Here is a 15,398-nt window from a genome sequence, read left to right on the forward strand (position 1 = left end):
ATGACCCCCTACGCCGAACTCCAGGTCTCGACCAGCTTCACCTTCCTGGAGGGCGCGTCCCACCCGGACGAGCTGGCGCTGACCGCCGCCAGCCTTGGCCACGCCGCCGTCGCGGTGACGGACCGCAACTCGCTGGCCGGGGTGGTGCAGGCGCACGCCGCCGCCCGCAAGCACGGGCTGCGCCTGATCGTCGGCTGCCGGCTGGACCTGACCGACGCGGACAGCCTGCTCGCCTACCCCACCGACCGGGCGGCCTACGCGCGGCTGTCGCGGCTGCTGACGCTGGGCAAGCGGCGAGCGCCCAAGGGCGCCTGCTTCATCACCCGCGCCGATGTGCTGGACCATGCGGAGGGGATGCTGTTCCTGCTGGTGCCGCCGGACAACCGCGACCCCGCCTTCGTCCACGCGCTGCGCGGCTGGCGCAACGATCTGGGGGACCGCCTGCACCTCGCCGCCAGCCACCGCTACCGCGGCGACGACCAGCGGCGGCTGTCCTGGCTCGCCGGGCTGGCCGAGGCGGAGCGGGTGCCGCTGGTGGCGACCAACGACGTGCTCTACCACACGCCCGCCCGCCGCCCGCTGGCCGACGTGATGACCTGCATCCGCAGCGGCACGACCATCGACGAGGCGGGCTGGCGCCTGTCCGCCAACGCCGAGCGGCACCTGAAGGCCGGGGTGGAGATGGCCCGCCTGTTCCACCGCCACCCCGACGCCGTCGCCCGCACGGTGGAGATCGCCGCCGCCTGCCGCTTCTCGCTGGAGGAGCTGCGCTACGAATACCCGGACGAGGTCGCCGAGGACGGGCGCAGTCCGCAGGAGACGCTGACCAACCTGACCTGGGCCGGGGCGGTCCAGCGCTATCCGGACGGCGTGCCGGAGACGGTGGCGCAGACCCTGCACCGCGAATTGGCGTTGATCGGGCGACTCGATTACGCACCCTATTTCCTGACGGTGCACGACATCGTCCGCCACGCCCGCTCGCAGGACATCCTCTGCCAGGGCCGTGGCTCGGCGGCCAATTCGGCGGTCTGCTATTGCCTGGGCATCACCTCGGTCGATCCCGCCACCACCAGGTTGCTGTTCGAACGCTTCATCTCCTCGGCCCGCAACGAGCCGCCGGACATCGACGTGGATTTCGAGCATGAGAAGCGCGAGAAGGTCATCCAGTACATCTACGAAAAATACGGACGCGAGCGGGCCGGGCTGACCGCCACCGTCATCCGCTACCGCGCCCGCGGCGCCATCCGCGAGGTCGGCAAGGCCATGGGCCTGTCCGCCGATCTGGTGGCGCGGCTGTCCTCCTCCGTCTGGGGCTGGAGCCGCCACGGCGTGGACGGGGAGCGCGCCCGGCAATACGGCTTCGACCCCGACGACCCGCGGCTCCGCCAGACGCTGGAGCTGGCGCAGGAGCTGATCGGCTTCCCCCGCCACCTGTCGCAGCATGTCGGCGGCTTCGTCATCACCCGCGGCCCCCTGAGCGATCTGTGCCCCATCGCCAACGCCGCCATGAAGGACCGCACGACCATCGAGTGGGACAAGGACGACATCGACGCGCTGGGCATCCTGAAGGTGGACGTGCTGGCGCTGGGGATGCTGACCTGCCTGCACCGCGGCTTCGATCTGCTGAAGCAGCACTATGACAGCGACCTCACGCTGGCGACGGTGCCGCAGGGGGACCCGGCGACCTACGACATGCTGTGCCGGGCCGACAGCCTGGGCGTCTTCCAGGTGGAAAGCCGGGCGCAGATGTCCATGCTGCCCCGCCTGCGGCCCAAGAAGTTCTACGATCTGGTGATCCAGGTCGCGATCGTGCGGCCCGGCCCGATCCAGGGCGACATGGTCCACCCCTACCTGCGCCGCCGCAGCGGCGAGGAGGTCGTGACCTACCCCTCAAAGGATCTGGAGGCGGTGCTGGACAGGACGCTGGGCGTGCCGCTGTTCCAGGAACAGGCGATGCAGATCGCCATCGTCGGCGCCGGCTTCAGCGCGGAGGACGCCGACCGGCTGCGCCGCGCCATGGCGACCTTCCGCAAGACCGGAGAGGTCCAGCTCTTCCGCGACCGGTTCATCGAGGGCATGGTCGGGAAAGACTACGACCGCGCCTTCGCCGAGCGCTGCTTCCAGCAGATCGAGGGGTTCGGCGAATACGGCTTCCCCGAGAGCCACGCGGCGAGCTTCGCCCTGCTGGCCTATGTGTCGGCCTGGATGAAGTGCCATCACCCGGACGTCTTCGCGGCGGCGCTGCTGAACAGCCAGCCCATGGGCTTCTACGCCCCCGCCCAGATCGTCCGCGACGCCCGCGAGCATGGGGTGATTGTGCTGCCCCCGGACGTGAACGCCTCCGACTGGGACTGCACGCTGGAACCGCTTTCCAAAACGGAAACGCATACCCTCTCCCCTCTGGGGAGAGGGGAGGGTGAGGGGGATGCGCATGTGCCGAACGTTCCAGAGCAGCGAATCCCCCTCACCCCAACCCTCTCCCCAGAGGGGAGAGGGAGCACTGGAAACATCCGCCATGCCCTGCGCCTTGGCCTGCGGCTGGTCCGGGGGATGGACGAGGAGGACGCGCATCAGCTCGTGCTCTGCCGCGGGGCGGGCTACCGCGATCCCTACGACCTGTGGCGCCGCGCGCGCATGCCGGTCTCCGGGCTGGAGCGGCTGGCCAAGGCCGACGCCTTCCGCTCCGTCGGGCTGGACCGGCGGGCCGCGCTGTGGGCGGTGAAGGCGTTGGGGGCGCAGCCGCTGCCGCTGTTCGCCGGCCTCGCCGACTCCGCTCAGGACGAGCCCCAGGCCCTCCTGCCCGCCATGGCGCTGGGCGAGCATGTGGTGATGGACTACGGCAGCCTGTGCCTGTCGCTGAAGGCGCATCCCATGGCGCTGCTGCGCGATGGCTTCGCCGGCGTGGCCCCGACCGAACGGCTGGGCAAGGTGCGGGCCGGCACGCGGCTGACCGTGGCGGGGCTGGCGCTGGTCCGGCAGCGGCCGGGCAGCGCCGAGGGCGTGGTCTTCATCACGTTGGAGGACGAGACCGGCATCGCCAACCTCGTCATCATGCCGGACGTGTTCGAGCAGTTCCGCAAGGCGATCATCGGCGCCCGCCTGATCGCCGCCACCGGCCGGGTGGAGCGCCGCGGCAAGCCCAACCTGGAAGGCGGCGAGGTCATCCACCTGCGTGTCGAGCGGCTGAGCGACCTGACGCACCGGCTGCGCGACCTGACGGACCCCGACGCGCTGCCCAACCGCTCCGCCGCCGCGGTCTTCCCGGAGGGGCGGAATTTCCGCTGAGGAACGGTTGGAAAGGAGCGGTCAGTCGATCAGGTCCGCGACCTCGCGCACCCGGCCGTTGTCGATCATGAACTGGACCAGATCGGGCCGCTCCCGGCCATAGCTCCGATGGCGGGCGCGGACGGCGGCGACCAGTTCGCCCCGGCGCTCCAGGATCTCATCGGCGAATTCGATCATGCGCAGGTTGGGCCACGCCTTGTGGCGGATGCCGACCACGGCGGCCATCGCCTCGGCGGCGGGGCGGTCGGGGCTGGCCTGGGCCAGGATCATGGTCAGGGCGGCGGTCGAGCGCGAAATGCCGGCGTGGCAATGGACCAGCAGCCCGCCCACCCCGGTCGGCTCGGTCATCAGGTCGCGCCCGAAGGCCAGGATGCGCTCGACGTCCGCGCGCTGCGGCAGGGACTGGCCCATGTAGGGGTCGATGATGTCGTGGAAGCGCAGTTCCAGCCGCTTGTGCTCGCCGTAGGAACCGAAGGCGGTCGGCTCCGGATGGCCGGGGTCGAGGATCGACAGGACGTGGGTCACACCGGCCTCGCAGAAGCCGTTCAGCTCCTCGATGCCGCAGACGGTCAGTCCGAAGGGAACGAAATCGCGGGCCATGGTCCTCGTCTCTTGCCGTGCGCGCGGAGGGCGGCGCGGTTCGCATGTGGCGCCGCCGGTCCGTGCCGTCAAGCCGATCAGAGGCCCGATCAGAGGACGTTGAACAGGTACAGCAGAAGAATGATCGGAATGGGAATACCGACAAGCCACAGCAAAACGCCCTTCATGGATCGCTCCCTTGGTTGAGGCCCGAGCGGCCGATGCAATCCCCAACAGCGCAACAGCGCATTGGTTGCCACGGCCGCCCTGGTCGAGGGGGGCTTACCCGGAAAGGACGATCCCGGAAGAGGTGCGGATTATTCCGCCCCGTCCTGATCCTGGGCCTGATTTGGCGCCTGATCCGCAGCCTGATCGGCAACCGTTTCCGCCGCCTCCGGGCGGGGCGGCAGAACGGGACGCGGGCGCGGCGCGCGCAGCTTCTTCAGCAGCAGCGCGAAGGGCTTCAGCGCGCGGTCGAGGACCGCCGGTTCGGCCTCCAGCCGCGACAGCAGGAAAGCAGCGGCCTCCAGGGTCGACACGCTGTCGCGTCGCGGCTCCTTGCGGGCCTGCCCGTAGAGGGAGCGGAACTGCGGGTTCAGCACGATGCGGCGGCATTTCAGGAGCCACGGGTTGCGCCACCACAGCGTCTTGGCCTGGCTCCAGGTGCCGTCCAGGACGATGACGCCCTCCAGGTCGCCCAGCACCAGCTCGCTGTCCTTCTGCGGGACGCCGCCCTTGTCCACCACGGACACCTCCGGCAGAGGGGCCGCACCCTGCTTGACCGGGCCGAGATAGAGCACGCCCCAGCGCTTGTAATCGACCTCGCGCCCCAGGATGCGCTTCAGGTTCGACCAGCTCAGCCCCACCTTCAGCGCGGAGTTTTTGAACTGGAGATGGGCGATCTGCGCGGTGCCCAGCGTCTCGCGCTTCTCCTGCGGGTGCTGGAGGATGAGCAGGAAGACGGCGTTGTCGATCGGCTCCACCGCCTCGCAAACGCACAAATGCATAGGTTTTAGGCAGGTGGGGCAAGGTTCGGCGTGCATGGTCGGTCTCGGAAGAAGGAACATCGGCGGAAAAAGCGGGAGGCGGGGACTATGAGCGTCCCATCCGAAAAAAGAAACGGGGCCTGAAAAAGAAACTGGGCGCATTAAAGTTTGCATAACGCGTGATCTGCATCACTTAGAGGCCTGGACCTTGCATGATAGCGTCCAGACACACAGGACGGGTTGGGCCGAGGGCGGCCGACAGGACCGCTCCCCAGGCTCTCCCGACGCTCAGAAGGAGGCTTGCCATGCTGCCCGCTCATTTGGCCGCCCGCTTGCTGGAGCAACGCCGGGCTCAGGAATCGGCGGAATTCGCCCGGCAACTGCCGCTCTACGCGGACGACGCGCCCTTTCCGCCCGACGCCGATCCGGATACCGAGACCGGGCATCCCCTGCCCGACTGGGCCACCAACTACTGACCGGAAAACGACGGGCGGCTGTCGTGTAAGCGACATGACCGCCTATCCTTCCGTCCGCATCACGCCACCTCGGCCCAGGACGGTCCGTGTCCACCCGTCGGAGCCGGACGCCGAACCGGGGTGGACGTGGATGCCGGCGCGGGAACGGCCTGCTCCGGTGCTTGCGCCGGGACCAGGGCACCGTCACGCCAGTCCAGAAGCCACGACCCCGGGCGACCACCCCGGCAGCGCTCCAGCTCGGCGCGCCAGCGCGGATCGCTGACGCCCGGCTCCGCCGTCCAACTGGGCGCCGGCGCGATCCGCCAGCGGGTGACCGCCGCGCTCGCCGCCGAGCGGCGGGCGGTGTTCTGCAACAGGAATCCCGTCACACCCGACGACTCGGCGGCCAGCTGCAGCCGGCGGCTCGCCGTCAGGTCCAGCCCCCCGACCTCCCCCAGCACGGCGGACAGCCGCTTGCAGCGCAGCGCCTCCTCCATCGCCCACAGGGCGTCGGCGTCGCGGGTCGCGCGCACGGCGATCAGCCGGTCCGGCGTCAGCCCATAGGCGGCCAGCCCGGCGGCGTGCAGGTCGCGCCCGCGCACGACCCACAGCGCGGGCGCCGCCGCGCTGGCGAGGCGGGCCAGCAGATGCGCGGCGAAGGCCGTCCCGGCCCCCGGCTCCTCCCCCGCCACCTCGTGCAGGCAGCCGAGCGGCAACCCTCCCGCCGGAAAGGCTCCGTCGAGATCCGGCAGGCCGAAGGGCAGCACCCGCGCCCCCTCCCCGCCCAGCCCTTCCAGGCCCCGGATGCGGGCGCGCAGATCGGCCAGAACGGCCGCCCGGTCCGGCGGGGGCGCTTCGATGGAGGACTCAGGCACAGGAAGTTCGGGCATGACTTGCTTCCGCTGAGCAGGTATTTGTTCCTGATATGCTCTATCATGCCCCATCTGCCCAGGGGAGTCCGGAAATGCGAAAGGGGGCGCCCTTTCGGACGCCCCCCCGCAAGACCGGTTGAGGAGTGGAGAGTGGATCAGCCGGCCTGTTGGATCGCCGACAGGACCCAGCGCCCGCCGCGCGGACGGGTGAAGGTCCAGATTTCCGTGGCTTCGACCGGACGGTTCGGGTCGCCCTCGACCACGCGGTTGCTCGCGCGGTCCACCGTCACGTCGGTCAGCGAGAAGCGCATCGCCACGGTGGCGTATTCCACGTTGCCCTCGCGCCATGCCTCGGCCAGGTCGCCCTGGAGCAGGCGGACGTCGGACAGACGGTTGACCACGCCGCGGTTGTGGTTGGCCGCCAGTTCCTCGGTGAAGTAGGAGGCCATCTCCGGCGTCACGGCGCTGCGCAGGGCCGTCAGGTCCTCGCTGCCGTAGGCGGTCTGGACCGCGACCAGAGTCTGCTCGAACGCCTGATAGTCGGCCGGACCGATGCCCAGATCGTCACGGCGCACGCCCGGACGGCCGGAAGAAGCCGGACCCGCAGCGGCGCTGCCGCGAGCGCCACCACCCAGCGGGTTCGAGCGCGCGTCCACCGCCTCGCGGTTCATGGCGCCCGGATTCGGACCGGCATAGGCGGCGTTGGAAGCGCCCATGCCCGCCGGGCGCGCCGCGCCCGCCGAACGGTTGCGGAAGAAGCGCATGGCCAGCCGGACCAGGAAGACGACCAGCAGGATCTGGAGGATGAAGCCCAGGATGCCCGCGAAGCTGCCCAGCCCGTCGAGGAAGCCGCCGCCGAACAGCATGCCGGCGATGCCGGCGCCGATCAGGCCGCCCATCAGGGCCGGCATGAAGCCGCCGCGCGAGAAGAAGCCGCCGCGCTGCGCCGCCGCCGGCGACGCCATGCCCGGCTGCTGCATGCCCGGCTGCTGGGCGCCCGGGGTCTGTGCCGGGGCCGCCGACCGCTCCATCGGGGCGGCGCGCGGCGCGGTGTTGGTCTGAGCCGGCGCCTCGTAGGTGCGCGAGCCGCGGCTGCCCGCGGAGCTGCTCTTGCCGGCGCGGGCGTCGGCGGTACCGGCGGTCAGCGCCACGGCCAGCGCCAGAGCGACGGCGCCGAAGGCGCGGGCCGGGGTGCGGGAAACGGTGCGGGGGGATCGCGTTTTCTGGGTCATGGCCGTGTTCGGTAAAGCCCTCGGTTCGGGGGACGCTCACTCATGTAGCGTCCTCCTATATGGTATGGCTGCCCTGCTGTTTTAGAGGGACCACAACCAAACCGGCCAAAAAATACGCAAACCGCGTGCGGCGCCCGATCAGGCGGAGGCGCGCTCCCACACGATTTCCCCTCTATGGAAAGACCCCGCACCGGCCGGAACCACCGGCGTCAGCGGCGCGGCGGCCGTCCGTTCCGTTGCCCGCAGCGACGCCCAGACGCGGCGGCGGACCTCGATCTGGCGGCGGCAATCGCGCGAGCAGTAGAGCGGCGCCGGGCCGCGCGGCGAACTGCGGCGGAACGGCTGTCCGCAGCAGGCGCAATAGAGTGTGGTCATGACGATCCTCCCTGCTTTTTCCGATGACTGGTGCCCCGCCCATCACCCTGTGAAGCGGTTGCCCGTTCGGTTTTTTTCGGTCTAAAGTCTCGACCTGCGCGCACCATTGTTGTGCTTCGGGACGCTCCAGACCAGAGATGCCTTCGGCATATGGCTGCCCGAAAACCCGGTGATTCCGGAATAATCGTCGCAACAACAATCGCTTGGCTTCCGCAAATCCGGATTGCGCGTCCATTCGTCGCATCCGGTCGTCACCCCCCTCTCCGTTCGGACGATGACCCTGCGTCCGCCCGATCATCCGTATGACGACGGCCCCGTCCGGGCCGTGAGCGCGTCCGTGGTGCCGGACACCCGATGGAGATAGGCCGGGAACCGCGGGGGACAGCCGCGGGTTGCTCAACCCGACACGCCCGACCGGCACCGCCCACGGCTTCCTCCGCCGGCGGCTCCCCACGGCGGCTCTCCTGCTCCGGTGAAGCCCCATGAGCGACATCCGCACGCGTCCCGCGCCCACCACCACCCTCTCGGGCGTCGCCACGGCGCCGCCGGTCATCTCCATCGATCTGGAACGGCTGGAACGGCTGCGCCGGCTGACCCGGCTGATGGACACGCGCTGGCGCGTTCCCGGCACCCGCATTCCCTTCGGGCTGGACGGCATCGCCGCCCTGGTCCCGGTCGCCGGCAGCACGGCGACCACCGTGGTGGCCGCCTACATCATCATGGAGGCCGCCCGCTTCGACCTTCCGAAAAGCCTGATCGCCCGGATGATCGCCAACATGGCGGTGGACTGGGCCGGCGGTTCGGTCCCGGTGGTCGGCGCCCTCTTCGACATCGGCTTCAAGGCGAACCGCCGCAACCTGAACCTGCTGCTGGAGCATCTGGAGAACCGGCTGGCGACCGCCTGACGGATGGGCCTGACGGATGGGCCTGACCGGCGGGCGTTCGAACGCTTGACTTGTGTCAAAGCGGCGAACGGCGGTCTGCACGATCCTCCCCGCCATGAACGCGATCTCCCCCGTGGCCTGCGCCACCGCCGCCCCGACCGCCCCGCTGAACGCCGCCCTGCTCGCCAAGTACGACGGGCTGCGGGTGCCCCGCTACACCAGCTACCCGACGGCGCCGCACTTCACCGCCGCCGTGGGGGCGGAGCGCTACGCGGGCTGGCTGGCGGAGCTGGACACGGCGGCGCACACGGGGTCGCTGTACCTGCACGTCCCCTTCTGCGCGAAGATGTGCTGGTACTGCGGCTGCCACACCAAGATCGTCGCCCGCTACGCCCCCATCGCCGAGTATCTCGGCCATCTCCGGCGCGAGATCGGCATGGTCGCCGACCGCATTCCCGGACGGCTGCGGGTGCGGCACATCCATTTCGGCGGCGGCACGCCGACCATGATGGCGCCGGACGACTTCGAATCGCTGATCGCCCTGCTGCGCGAGCGTTATGACGTGACGCCGGACGCGGAGATCGCGGTGGAGATCGACCCTCGCACCCTGACCCGCGCGATGGCCGAGGCGCTGGGCCGCGCCGGTGTCAACCGCGCCTCGCTCGGCGTGCAGGACTTCGACGCCGCGGTGCAGGCCGCCATCAACCGCATCCAGCCGCAGGAGCAGACCGAGCAGGCGCTGGAGTGGCTGCGCGCCAACGGCATCCGCCATATCAACCTCGACCTGATGTACGGCCTGCCCAACCAGTCGGTGGAGAGCGTCGCGCGGTCCGCCGAGATCGCCCTGACCATGGCGCCGGACCGGCTGTCGGTCTTCGGCTACGCCCATGTGCCGTGGATGAAGACGCACCAGAAGAAGATCGACGAGTCGGCGCTGGCCGGCACCCTGGGCCGGTGGGAGCAGTTCGCATCCATCGCCGCGGTGCTGACCGACGCCGGTTTCCAGCCCATCGGCCTCGACCACTTCGCCCGGCCCGACGACGAGCTGGCCGTGCAGCAGAGCGAGGGGCGGCTCAGCCGCAACTTCCAGGGCTACACCACCGACGACGCGGAGGTGCTTCTGGGCTTCGGCGCCTCCTCCATCGGGGCGCTGCCGCAGGGCTATGTGCAGAACGCCGTTCCCTTCGACCAGTATGCCCAGGCCGTCGAGGCCGGACGGTTCCCGACCGGCAAGGGGCTGACACTGACCGCCGACGACCGGCTGCGCCGCGACCTGATCGTGCGGCTGATGTGCGACCTGTCGGTGGACGTCGGCGCGGTGGCCGAGGCCCATGGGCTGGCCGCCGGGATCTTCGACGCCGATCTGGAGGCCATGGCCGATCTGGTGGCCGACGGGGTCGCCGTGGTGGAAGGCCGCCGCGTCCATGTGCCGGAACCCGCCCGCCCGCTGATGCGCATCGTCGCCGCGCGCTTCGACACCTATCTGTCCACCGGCGCCGGGAAGCACAGCCGCGCGGTGTGAGCGTGATGCTCCTGTGACCGGCAGGAAAAGGATGTGATCGGCAGGAAAAAGGACGCTTTTTCCTGCCTCTGGCCTTCCGCGCGCAAATCGGCGAAACTGACGCCTGTTGAACATCTTTGCGGACGCGGCAAAGGAACAGGCTCCAGGGACGGGCACCGATGATCACGCTCTACACCTTCGCCTCGCCGAACGGGCAAAAGGCTTCGATCCTGCTGGAAGAGCTGGGTCTCACCTACAAGGTCCACAAGGTCGACCTCGTGGCCGGCGAAGGCCGTCAGCCCGACTATCTGGCGGTCAGCCCGATCGGCAAGATCCCCGCCGTCGTCGAGGATCTGCCCGGCGGCCGGAAGCGCCGCCTGTTCGGGTCGGGGGCCATCCTGCTGCACTACGCGGAGCGCACCGGCCGCCTGCTGCCCGAGGACGAGGACGAGCGGGCGGAGGCGATGAGTTGGCTGATGCTGGGCGTCAGCGACCTCGGCCCCTCGGGCCTGAGCAAGTTCCGCTTCGCCGTCATGGCGCCGGAGAAGATCCCCTACGCCATCGACTATTTCAAAGGCGAACTGCAGCGCATCCACGCCGCGATGGAGGAGCGTCTGGGCGGGTCGGACTATCTGGCCGGCGGCGCCTACTCCATCGCCGACATCGCCTGCTTCCCCTTCGTCGCCGTGGCGGCCAAGGCGGAGGGCAACGTGCTGGACCGCTATCCCAACCTGAAGCGCTGGCACGACGCGGTCGCCGAGCGCCCGGCGGTCAAGCGCGGCATGGCGGTGCCGGAGTGAGCCGCCGCATGACCCGCCCAGCCGTCGCCTTGCTTGCCCTCGCCGTGACGCTTCCCCTTCTCGGCGCCTGCCAGACTGCGCCGGAGGGGGCGGAGCCGCAGGCCCTGCTCCCCGCCGACGCCGATCCCGGCACCTATTGGCAGGGCGACCGCAGCCAAGCCTACGAGCGCGCCTATGTGGTCGCGCGCAACCCGCAGGAATGGAGCGACCTCTGGGCCCGCGTCGGCGAGGCCGCGCCGGGTCCCCTGCCCGGCGACCGCATGGCCGCGGCGGTCTTCCTCGGCCCGCGCGACACCGGCGGCTACGGCGTGTCCATCGTCAGCGCGCGGGCCGCGGGCGGCGATGTGGTCGTCGGCTACCGCGAGCGGGTTCCAGGTCCGGCCCAGGCGGTGGCGCAGATGCAGACGTCGCCTTATGCGGTGCGGCTGATCCCGATGGCGGCGGGGGCGGCGAAGTTTCAAAGGGAGAAGTGAGGAGAGGGTTGCCCCCACCCTTCCCACGGCTTCGCCGCGGGCCCCTTCCCTCCCCCGCTGACGCAGGAGAGGGAGCTTGATCCCCTCCCCTGCGAAGCGGGGGAGGGTTAGGGTGGGGGCAAGACCTCGCTCCCCTACCGCTTCCCCACCACCCGCGGGTCCAGCGCGTCCTGCAACCCATCCCCCAGCAGGTTGACGGCGATCACCGTCAAAAAGATCAACAGCCCCGGCCACACCGCCAGCAGCGGCGCCGTTCCCACCAGCTCCTGCGCGTTGGTCAGCATGTTGCCCCAGGAGGGCAGCGGCGGCTGGATGCCCAGCCCGAGGAAGCTCAGCACCGACTCCAGCAGGATCACGTTGCCGACCGTCAGCGTCGTCGCCACCACGGCGGGGGCGGCGACGTTCGGCAGGATGTGGGCCAGCATGATGCGGCGGCTGCCCGCCCCCATCGCCACCGCCGCCCGCACATAGTCGCGCCGCCGCGCCGACAGGGTGGCCCCGCGCACCAGACGCGCCACCGTCGTCCAGCCGAACAGCGCCACCAGAACGACGATGCGCAGCAGGCTGGCGTCCTCCGATCCCGCCACCTCCGGCGGGATGCCCAGCCGCGTCAGGTCGATGGCGCCCAGCACGATCAGCAGCGGCAGCAGCGGCAGCGCGATCAGCCCGTCGGTGACCCGCATCAGCAGGTCGTCGAGCCGCCCGCCGAAATAGCCGGCCAGCAATCCGATCCCCGTGCCGATGACGGCGGAGGCCAGCGCCGCCGCCACGCCGACGAACAGCGACACCCGCCCACCGTAGAGCAGCCGCACCAGCACGTCGCGCCCCAGCTCGTCGGTGCCCAGCGGGTGCAGGGCCGAGGGCGGGCCGAAGCGGTCGAGCAGGCTGATGCCCGTCGCTTCCACCCCCAGCCAGTGTTCCACCCAGGGTGCGGCCGCCGCCGCGACCGCCAGCACCAGCAGCAGCAGGGCGCTGGCCACCGCCAGCCGGTGGCGGGCGAAGCGCCGCAGGAAGCGCCCGGCCTTCAAGCGCCCCGCCCTCACGCCCCGTCCCCCTTGAAGGAGATGCGCGGGTCCAGCCCGGCGTAGGCGGCGTCGGCCAGCAGGTTGCCGGCCAGCGTCGTCAGCGTGGCGAACAGCAGCGCCACCAGCGCCACGTTCAGGTCGTTGCCCATGATGCTGTCGTAGATCAGCTTGCCCATGCCCGGCCAGGCGAACATCGTCTCGGTCACCAGCGCGCCGGAGAAGAGGGCGCCGAACTCCAGCGCCACGATGGTCACGATGGGGATGGTCGCGTTGCGCAGCGCGTGGCGCCAGACCACCCGCCCCTCCCCCAGCCCCTTGGCGCGGGCGGTGCGGACATAATCCTGGCGAAGCTCCCCCATCATCGCGGCGCGGACGTAGCGCGTGTAGCCGCCGATGCTCGCCAGGGTCAGCGAGGCCACCGGCAGCACGAGGTAGGGCAGCCGCTCCCACCAGCCCTCCCCGCCCACCGGGCCGAGGCCGGAAGCCGGCAGCCATTGCAGCTCCACCGCGAAGAGCAGGATCAGCAGCAGCGCCAGCCAGAAGGCCGGGACGGAGATGCCGGCGAAGCAGAACAGGTTGATGGCGTTGTCCGCCCAGCCGTAGGGCCGCCGCGCCGCATAGACGCCGAGCGGCAGAGTCACCGCCAGGGTCAGCGCCATCGCCGCGCCGAGCAGCAGCAGCGTGTTGCCCAGCCGCGGGAGGAGAATCGTCAGAACCGGCTGCGCGTAGAGCCGGGAGAAGCCGAAATCCCCCATCAGCGCCGCCTGGAGCCAATGCCAATAACGGTCCAGCAGAGGCTTGTCGAGGCCGTAGAGCGCCTTCAGCCGCGCCGCGTCGGCGGGCGTGGCGCGCGGGTTGCCGGCCAGCATCATGTCCACCGGATCGCCCGGCATCAGCGTCATCAGGACGGTGATGACGAAGCTCATCAGCAGCAGGACGACCAGCGCCTGGAGCAGACGGGAGGCGAGGAAGCGGGTCATGGGAGCGGAGCGCCCACGGCGAAGAGCTTTGCCCCCACCCTGACCCTCCCCCGCTTCGCAGGGGAGGGAACTGCCGCCGCTTCGCAGAAGGCACCCTCCCCTGCGAAGCGGGGGAGGGCCGGGGCGGGGGCCCGACGCGACACCCTCACTCCTTCGCCTTCCACGTCTCGATCCACAGCGTGCTGGAATCCAGATGCCCGGTCGGCACCACGCCCTCCAGCCAGGGCGGCAGGATGAACGGGTCGGCGCGGAAGAACAGCGGCAGGTTCGGCAGGTCCTGGGCGTAGAGCGTCTGCAGCTTCGCCCAGAGCGCGCGGTTGGCGTCGGGCTCGCAGACATGCTCCAGGTCCTCCAGGACCTTGTCCATCTCCGGGTTCCGGTAGCCGGTGTAGTTCTGGCCCGCCCAGTTGTTGGCTTCCGTCGGGATCATGCTGGAATGCAGGATGGTGCGCGGGATGTTCTCCGGCGCGCTGATCCAGGCGAACAGCGCCATCGACTTGAAGCGGCGCTTCTCCAGCGTGTCGCCGAACAGGACGCGGGCCGGCTCGTTGACGATGCGCACCTCCACCCCGGCCTGCCGCCACTGCGCCTGGAGCACCTGCTGCAACACCTCGCGGGAGCGGTTGCCGGCGGTCGTCATGATCTCCAGCGACAGCCGTTCCCCCTTGGCGTTGTGGCGCACCCCGGCGCGCCGCTCGCTCCAGCCCGCCTCGTCCAGCAGCTTGCCGGCCAGCGCCGGGTCGAAGGCGTAGGTCGGGTAGCCCGGCGCGTGCACGCGGTCGAGCGGGCTGATCTCGTTGTGGGCGACCGGCTGGCGCCCGTCGTAGAGCTGCTTGGAGATCGCCTCGCGGTCGATGGCGTGGAGCAGCGCCCGGCGCACCCGCACGTCGGCCAGCGCCGGGTTGTCGAGGTTCAGCTCGACATGCTCGAAAAACAGGCCCGGCTTGTAGAAGACGTTGTAGCGGCTGCCGTGCCGCTTCTCGAAGGCGAGCACCTGATCGAGCGGCAGGCCGGTCTCACCCGGCACCATGTCGACCTGCCCGGCCAGCAGGTTGGCCTCCAGCGCGGCGGTGTTCTCGATGGACTTCACGACCACCCGCTTGAAGGCCGGCTTGGCCCCCCACCAGGTCGGGTTGGGCTCCAGCACCACATGGCTGCCCGGCTCGACCTGGGCGATGCGGTAGGGACCGAACCACAGGCCGGGATTCGTCGTGTCGGTCTCGTACTTGGAGCGGTTGCGGTAGGTCGCCGGGTCGGCCTCGAACACCGCGCGCTCCAGATGGGCGGGCAGGATCTCGAAGTCGTTGATCTCGGCGTAGCTGCACACCGCCTTGTCGCGGTGGATGGTGAAGGTGCGCTCGTCCTTGGCGTCGATCGCCACGATGTCGCGGGCGAACAGGTCGAAGTTGCTGTAACCGCTCTGCGGGTGCTTGCCCACCGCCCAGGTGAACAGCACGTCCTCGGTCGTCACCGGCGTGCCGTCGCCCCAGGTCGCCTTGGGGTTGATGGTGTAGGTGACCTTGATGCCCTTCTTGCCGTCGGCCCGCGTCTCGACCTCCGCGGTGCCCTTGTCCAACGCCGGCAGCTCGGTGCAGAGCAGGCAGGTCAGCCGCCAGTCGGCGTCGTAGGCGGTGAAGGGCCGGCGCGCCATGGACAGGACGTAGCTCTTCGCCATCATCGCTTCCATGGAGGGGTGCCAGTTGGACGGGAACTGGGTCATGCCGATCACCAGTTCGTCCTTCGCCGCGAAAGCGGACGAGCCCATGGGGGCGGCGGCCAGAGCGGCGGCCAGGGTGAAAGCGGCCAATCCCGTTCGCGCCAATCCCGTTCGCATCGCGGCGTCATCTCCGTCCGGTGAAGTCCCGGCTACGAACTATGGGGACCCGCGGCCCTGCGGTCCAGAGTGGAAGCGGCCTTTGCGAAGCCCTTGACGGAACGGGGCCGCCGGTGT

The 15,398-nt window shown here is 70.1% G+C and carries 14 protein-coding genes; 6 read left to right on the forward strand and 8 right to left on the reverse strand.

Annotated features, from left to right (window positions below):
- Positions 1–3,285, forward strand: a complete 3,285-nt coding sequence (locus Sp245p_RS13465; protein WP_014239381.1) for an error-prone DNA polymerase — start codon at positions 1–3, stop codon at positions 3,283–3,285.
- Between the two features lie 21 nt (positions 3,286–3,306).
- Here Sp245p_RS13465 and Sp245p_RS13470 read toward each other — a convergent pair whose 3' ends face one another.
- Together Sp245p_RS13470 and Sp245p_RS13475 are read right to left on the reverse strand one after the other, a co-directional pair.
- Complete coding sequence (locus Sp245p_RS13470) at positions 3,307–3,885, reverse strand: tyrosine phosphatase family protein (RefSeq protein ID WP_014239380.1); 579 nt, start codon at positions 3,883–3,885, stop codon at positions 3,307–3,309.
- Between the two features lie 296 nt (positions 3,886–4,181).
- Entirely contained in the window at positions 4,182–4,931 is a 750-nt protein-coding gene (locus Sp245p_RS13475) for a tRNA-uridine aminocarboxypropyltransferase (RefSeq protein ID WP_425458896.1), read from the reverse strand.
- A gap of 224 nt (positions 4,932–5,155) precedes the next feature.
- Between Sp245p_RS13475 and Sp245p_RS34915 the strand changes: the two genes are divergently transcribed.
- Positions 5,156–5,326 (forward strand): hypothetical protein, encoded by a 171-nt coding sequence (locus tag Sp245p_RS34915; protein ID WP_014239377.1) that lies wholly within the window; start codon positions 5,156–5,158, stop codon positions 5,324–5,326.
- A 59-nt stretch (positions 5,327–5,385) separates the two neighbouring features.
- Here Sp245p_RS34915 and Sp245p_RS13480 read toward each other — a convergent pair whose 3' ends face one another.
- The 3 genes from Sp245p_RS13480 to Sp245p_RS13490 all read right to left on the reverse strand — a co-directional run bounded on the left by Sp245p_RS13480 (position 5,386) and on the right by Sp245p_RS13490 (position 7,784).
- Positions 5,386–6,195, reverse strand: a complete 810-nt coding sequence (locus tag Sp245p_RS13480) for an ImuA family protein (RefSeq protein WP_014239376.1) — start codon at positions 6,193–6,195, stop codon at positions 5,386–5,388.
- Positions 6,196–6,332: 137 nt separating this feature from the next.
- Entirely contained in the window at positions 6,333–7,409 is a 1,077-nt protein-coding gene (locus Sp245p_RS13485; protein WP_014239375.1) for a Tim44 domain-containing protein, read from the reverse strand.
- Positions 7,410–7,547: 138 nt separating this feature from the next.
- The gene (locus Sp245p_RS13490) at positions 7,548–7,784 is read right to left on the reverse strand and encodes a hypothetical protein (RefSeq protein WP_014239374.1); all 237 of its coding nucleotides are present in this window, start codon (positions 7,782–7,784) and stop codon (positions 7,548–7,550) included.
- A 482-nt stretch (positions 7,785–8,266) separates the two neighbouring features.
- Between Sp245p_RS13490 and Sp245p_RS13495 the strand changes: the two genes are divergently transcribed.
- From Sp245p_RS13495 to Sp245p_RS13510, 4 genes are all read left to right on the forward strand, one after another.
- Positions 8,267–8,689, forward strand: a complete 423-nt coding sequence (locus tag Sp245p_RS13495) for a DUF4112 domain-containing protein (protein ID WP_014239372.1) — start codon at positions 8,267–8,269, stop codon at positions 8,687–8,689.
- A 94-nt stretch (positions 8,690–8,783) separates the two neighbouring features.
- Positions 8,784–10,190: an oxygen-independent coproporphyrinogen III oxidase gene (hemN, locus tag Sp245p_RS13500; RefSeq protein ID WP_014239371.1), complete on the forward strand. Its 1,407-nt coding sequence runs from the start codon at positions 8,784–8,786 to the stop codon at positions 10,188–10,190.
- Between the two features lie 158 nt (positions 10,191–10,348).
- Complete coding sequence (locus Sp245p_RS13505; RefSeq protein ID WP_014239370.1) at positions 10,349–10,969, forward strand: glutathione S-transferase family protein; 621 nt, start codon at positions 10,349–10,351, stop codon at positions 10,967–10,969.
- An 8-nt stretch (positions 10,970–10,977) separates the two neighbouring features.
- On the forward strand, positions 10,978–11,442 hold the full coding sequence (locus Sp245p_RS13510; RefSeq protein ID WP_014239369.1) for a protease complex subunit PrcB family protein: 465 nt from the start codon (positions 10,978–10,980) through the stop codon (positions 11,440–11,442).
- A gap of 134 nt (positions 11,443–11,576) precedes the next feature.
- Here Sp245p_RS13510 and Sp245p_RS13515 read toward each other — a convergent pair whose 3' ends face one another.
- The 3 genes from Sp245p_RS13515 to Sp245p_RS13525 form a co-directional block, all read right to left on the reverse strand.
- The gene (locus Sp245p_RS13515) at positions 11,577–12,485 is read right to left on the reverse strand and encodes an ABC transporter permease (RefSeq protein ID WP_014239368.1); all 909 of its coding nucleotides are present in this window, start codon (positions 12,483–12,485) and stop codon (positions 11,577–11,579) included.
- A complete protein-coding gene (locus Sp245p_RS13520) occupies positions 12,482–13,447 on the reverse strand; it encodes an ABC transporter permease (protein ID WP_109138547.1) in 966 nt (321 codons plus the stop codon). Before Sp245p_RS13520 ends, Sp245p_RS13515 begins: the two co-directional genes overlap by 4 nt.
- A 145-nt stretch (positions 13,448–13,592) precedes the next feature.
- Complete coding sequence (locus tag Sp245p_RS13525) at positions 13,593–15,254, reverse strand: peptide ABC transporter substrate-binding protein (protein WP_338084135.1); 1,662 nt, start codon at positions 15,252–15,254, stop codon at positions 13,593–13,595.
- Between the last annotated feature and the right edge of the window lie 144 nt (positions 15,255–15,398).

The sequence above is a fragment of the Azospirillum baldaniorum genome (genome assembly GCF_003119195.2).
Taxonomy (GTDB): Bacteria; Pseudomonadota; Alphaproteobacteria; order Azospirillales; family Azospirillaceae; genus Azospirillum; species Azospirillum baldaniorum.

Coding starts and splice junctions, on each gene's coding strand:
- Sp245p_RS13465 (WP_014239381.1), top strand. CDS start 1: ATGACCCCCTACGCCGAACTCCAGGTCTCGACCAGCTTCACCTTCCTG.
- Sp245p_RS13470 (WP_014239380.1), bottom strand. CDS start 3,885: ATGGCCCGCGATTTCGTTCCCTTCGGACTGACCGTCTGCGGCATCGAG.
- Sp245p_RS13475 (WP_425458896.1), bottom strand. CDS start 4,931: ATGTTCCTTCTTCCGAGACCGACCATGCACGCCGAACCTTGCCCCACC.
- Sp245p_RS34915 (WP_014239377.1), top strand. CDS start 5,156: ATGCTGCCCGCTCATTTGGCCGCCCGCTTGCTGGAGCAACGCCGGGCT.
- Sp245p_RS13480 (WP_014239376.1), bottom strand. CDS start 6,195: ATGCCCGAACTTCCTGTGCCTGAGTCCTCCATCGAAGCGCCCCCGCCG.
- Sp245p_RS13485 (WP_014239375.1), bottom strand. CDS start 7,409: ATGACCCAGAAAACGCGATCCCCCCGCACCGTTTCCCGCACCCCGGCC.
- Sp245p_RS13490 (WP_014239374.1), bottom strand. CDS start 7,784: ATGACCACACTCTATTGCGCCTGCTGCGGACAGCCGTTCCGCCGCAGT.
- Sp245p_RS13495 (WP_014239372.1), top strand. CDS start 8,267: ATGAGCGACATCCGCACGCGTCCCGCGCCCACCACCACCCTCTCGGGC.
- hemN (WP_014239371.1), top strand. CDS start 8,784: ATGAACGCGATCTCCCCCGTGGCCTGCGCCACCGCCGCCCCGACCGCC.
- Sp245p_RS13505 (WP_014239370.1), top strand. CDS start 10,349: ATGATCACGCTCTACACCTTCGCCTCGCCGAACGGGCAAAAGGCTTCG.
- Sp245p_RS13510 (WP_014239369.1), top strand. CDS start 10,978: ATGACCCGCCCAGCCGTCGCCTTGCTTGCCCTCGCCGTGACGCTTCCC.
- Sp245p_RS13520 (WP_109138547.1), bottom strand. CDS start 13,447: ATGACCCGCTTCCTCGCCTCCCGTCTGCTCCAGGCGCTGGTCGTCCTG.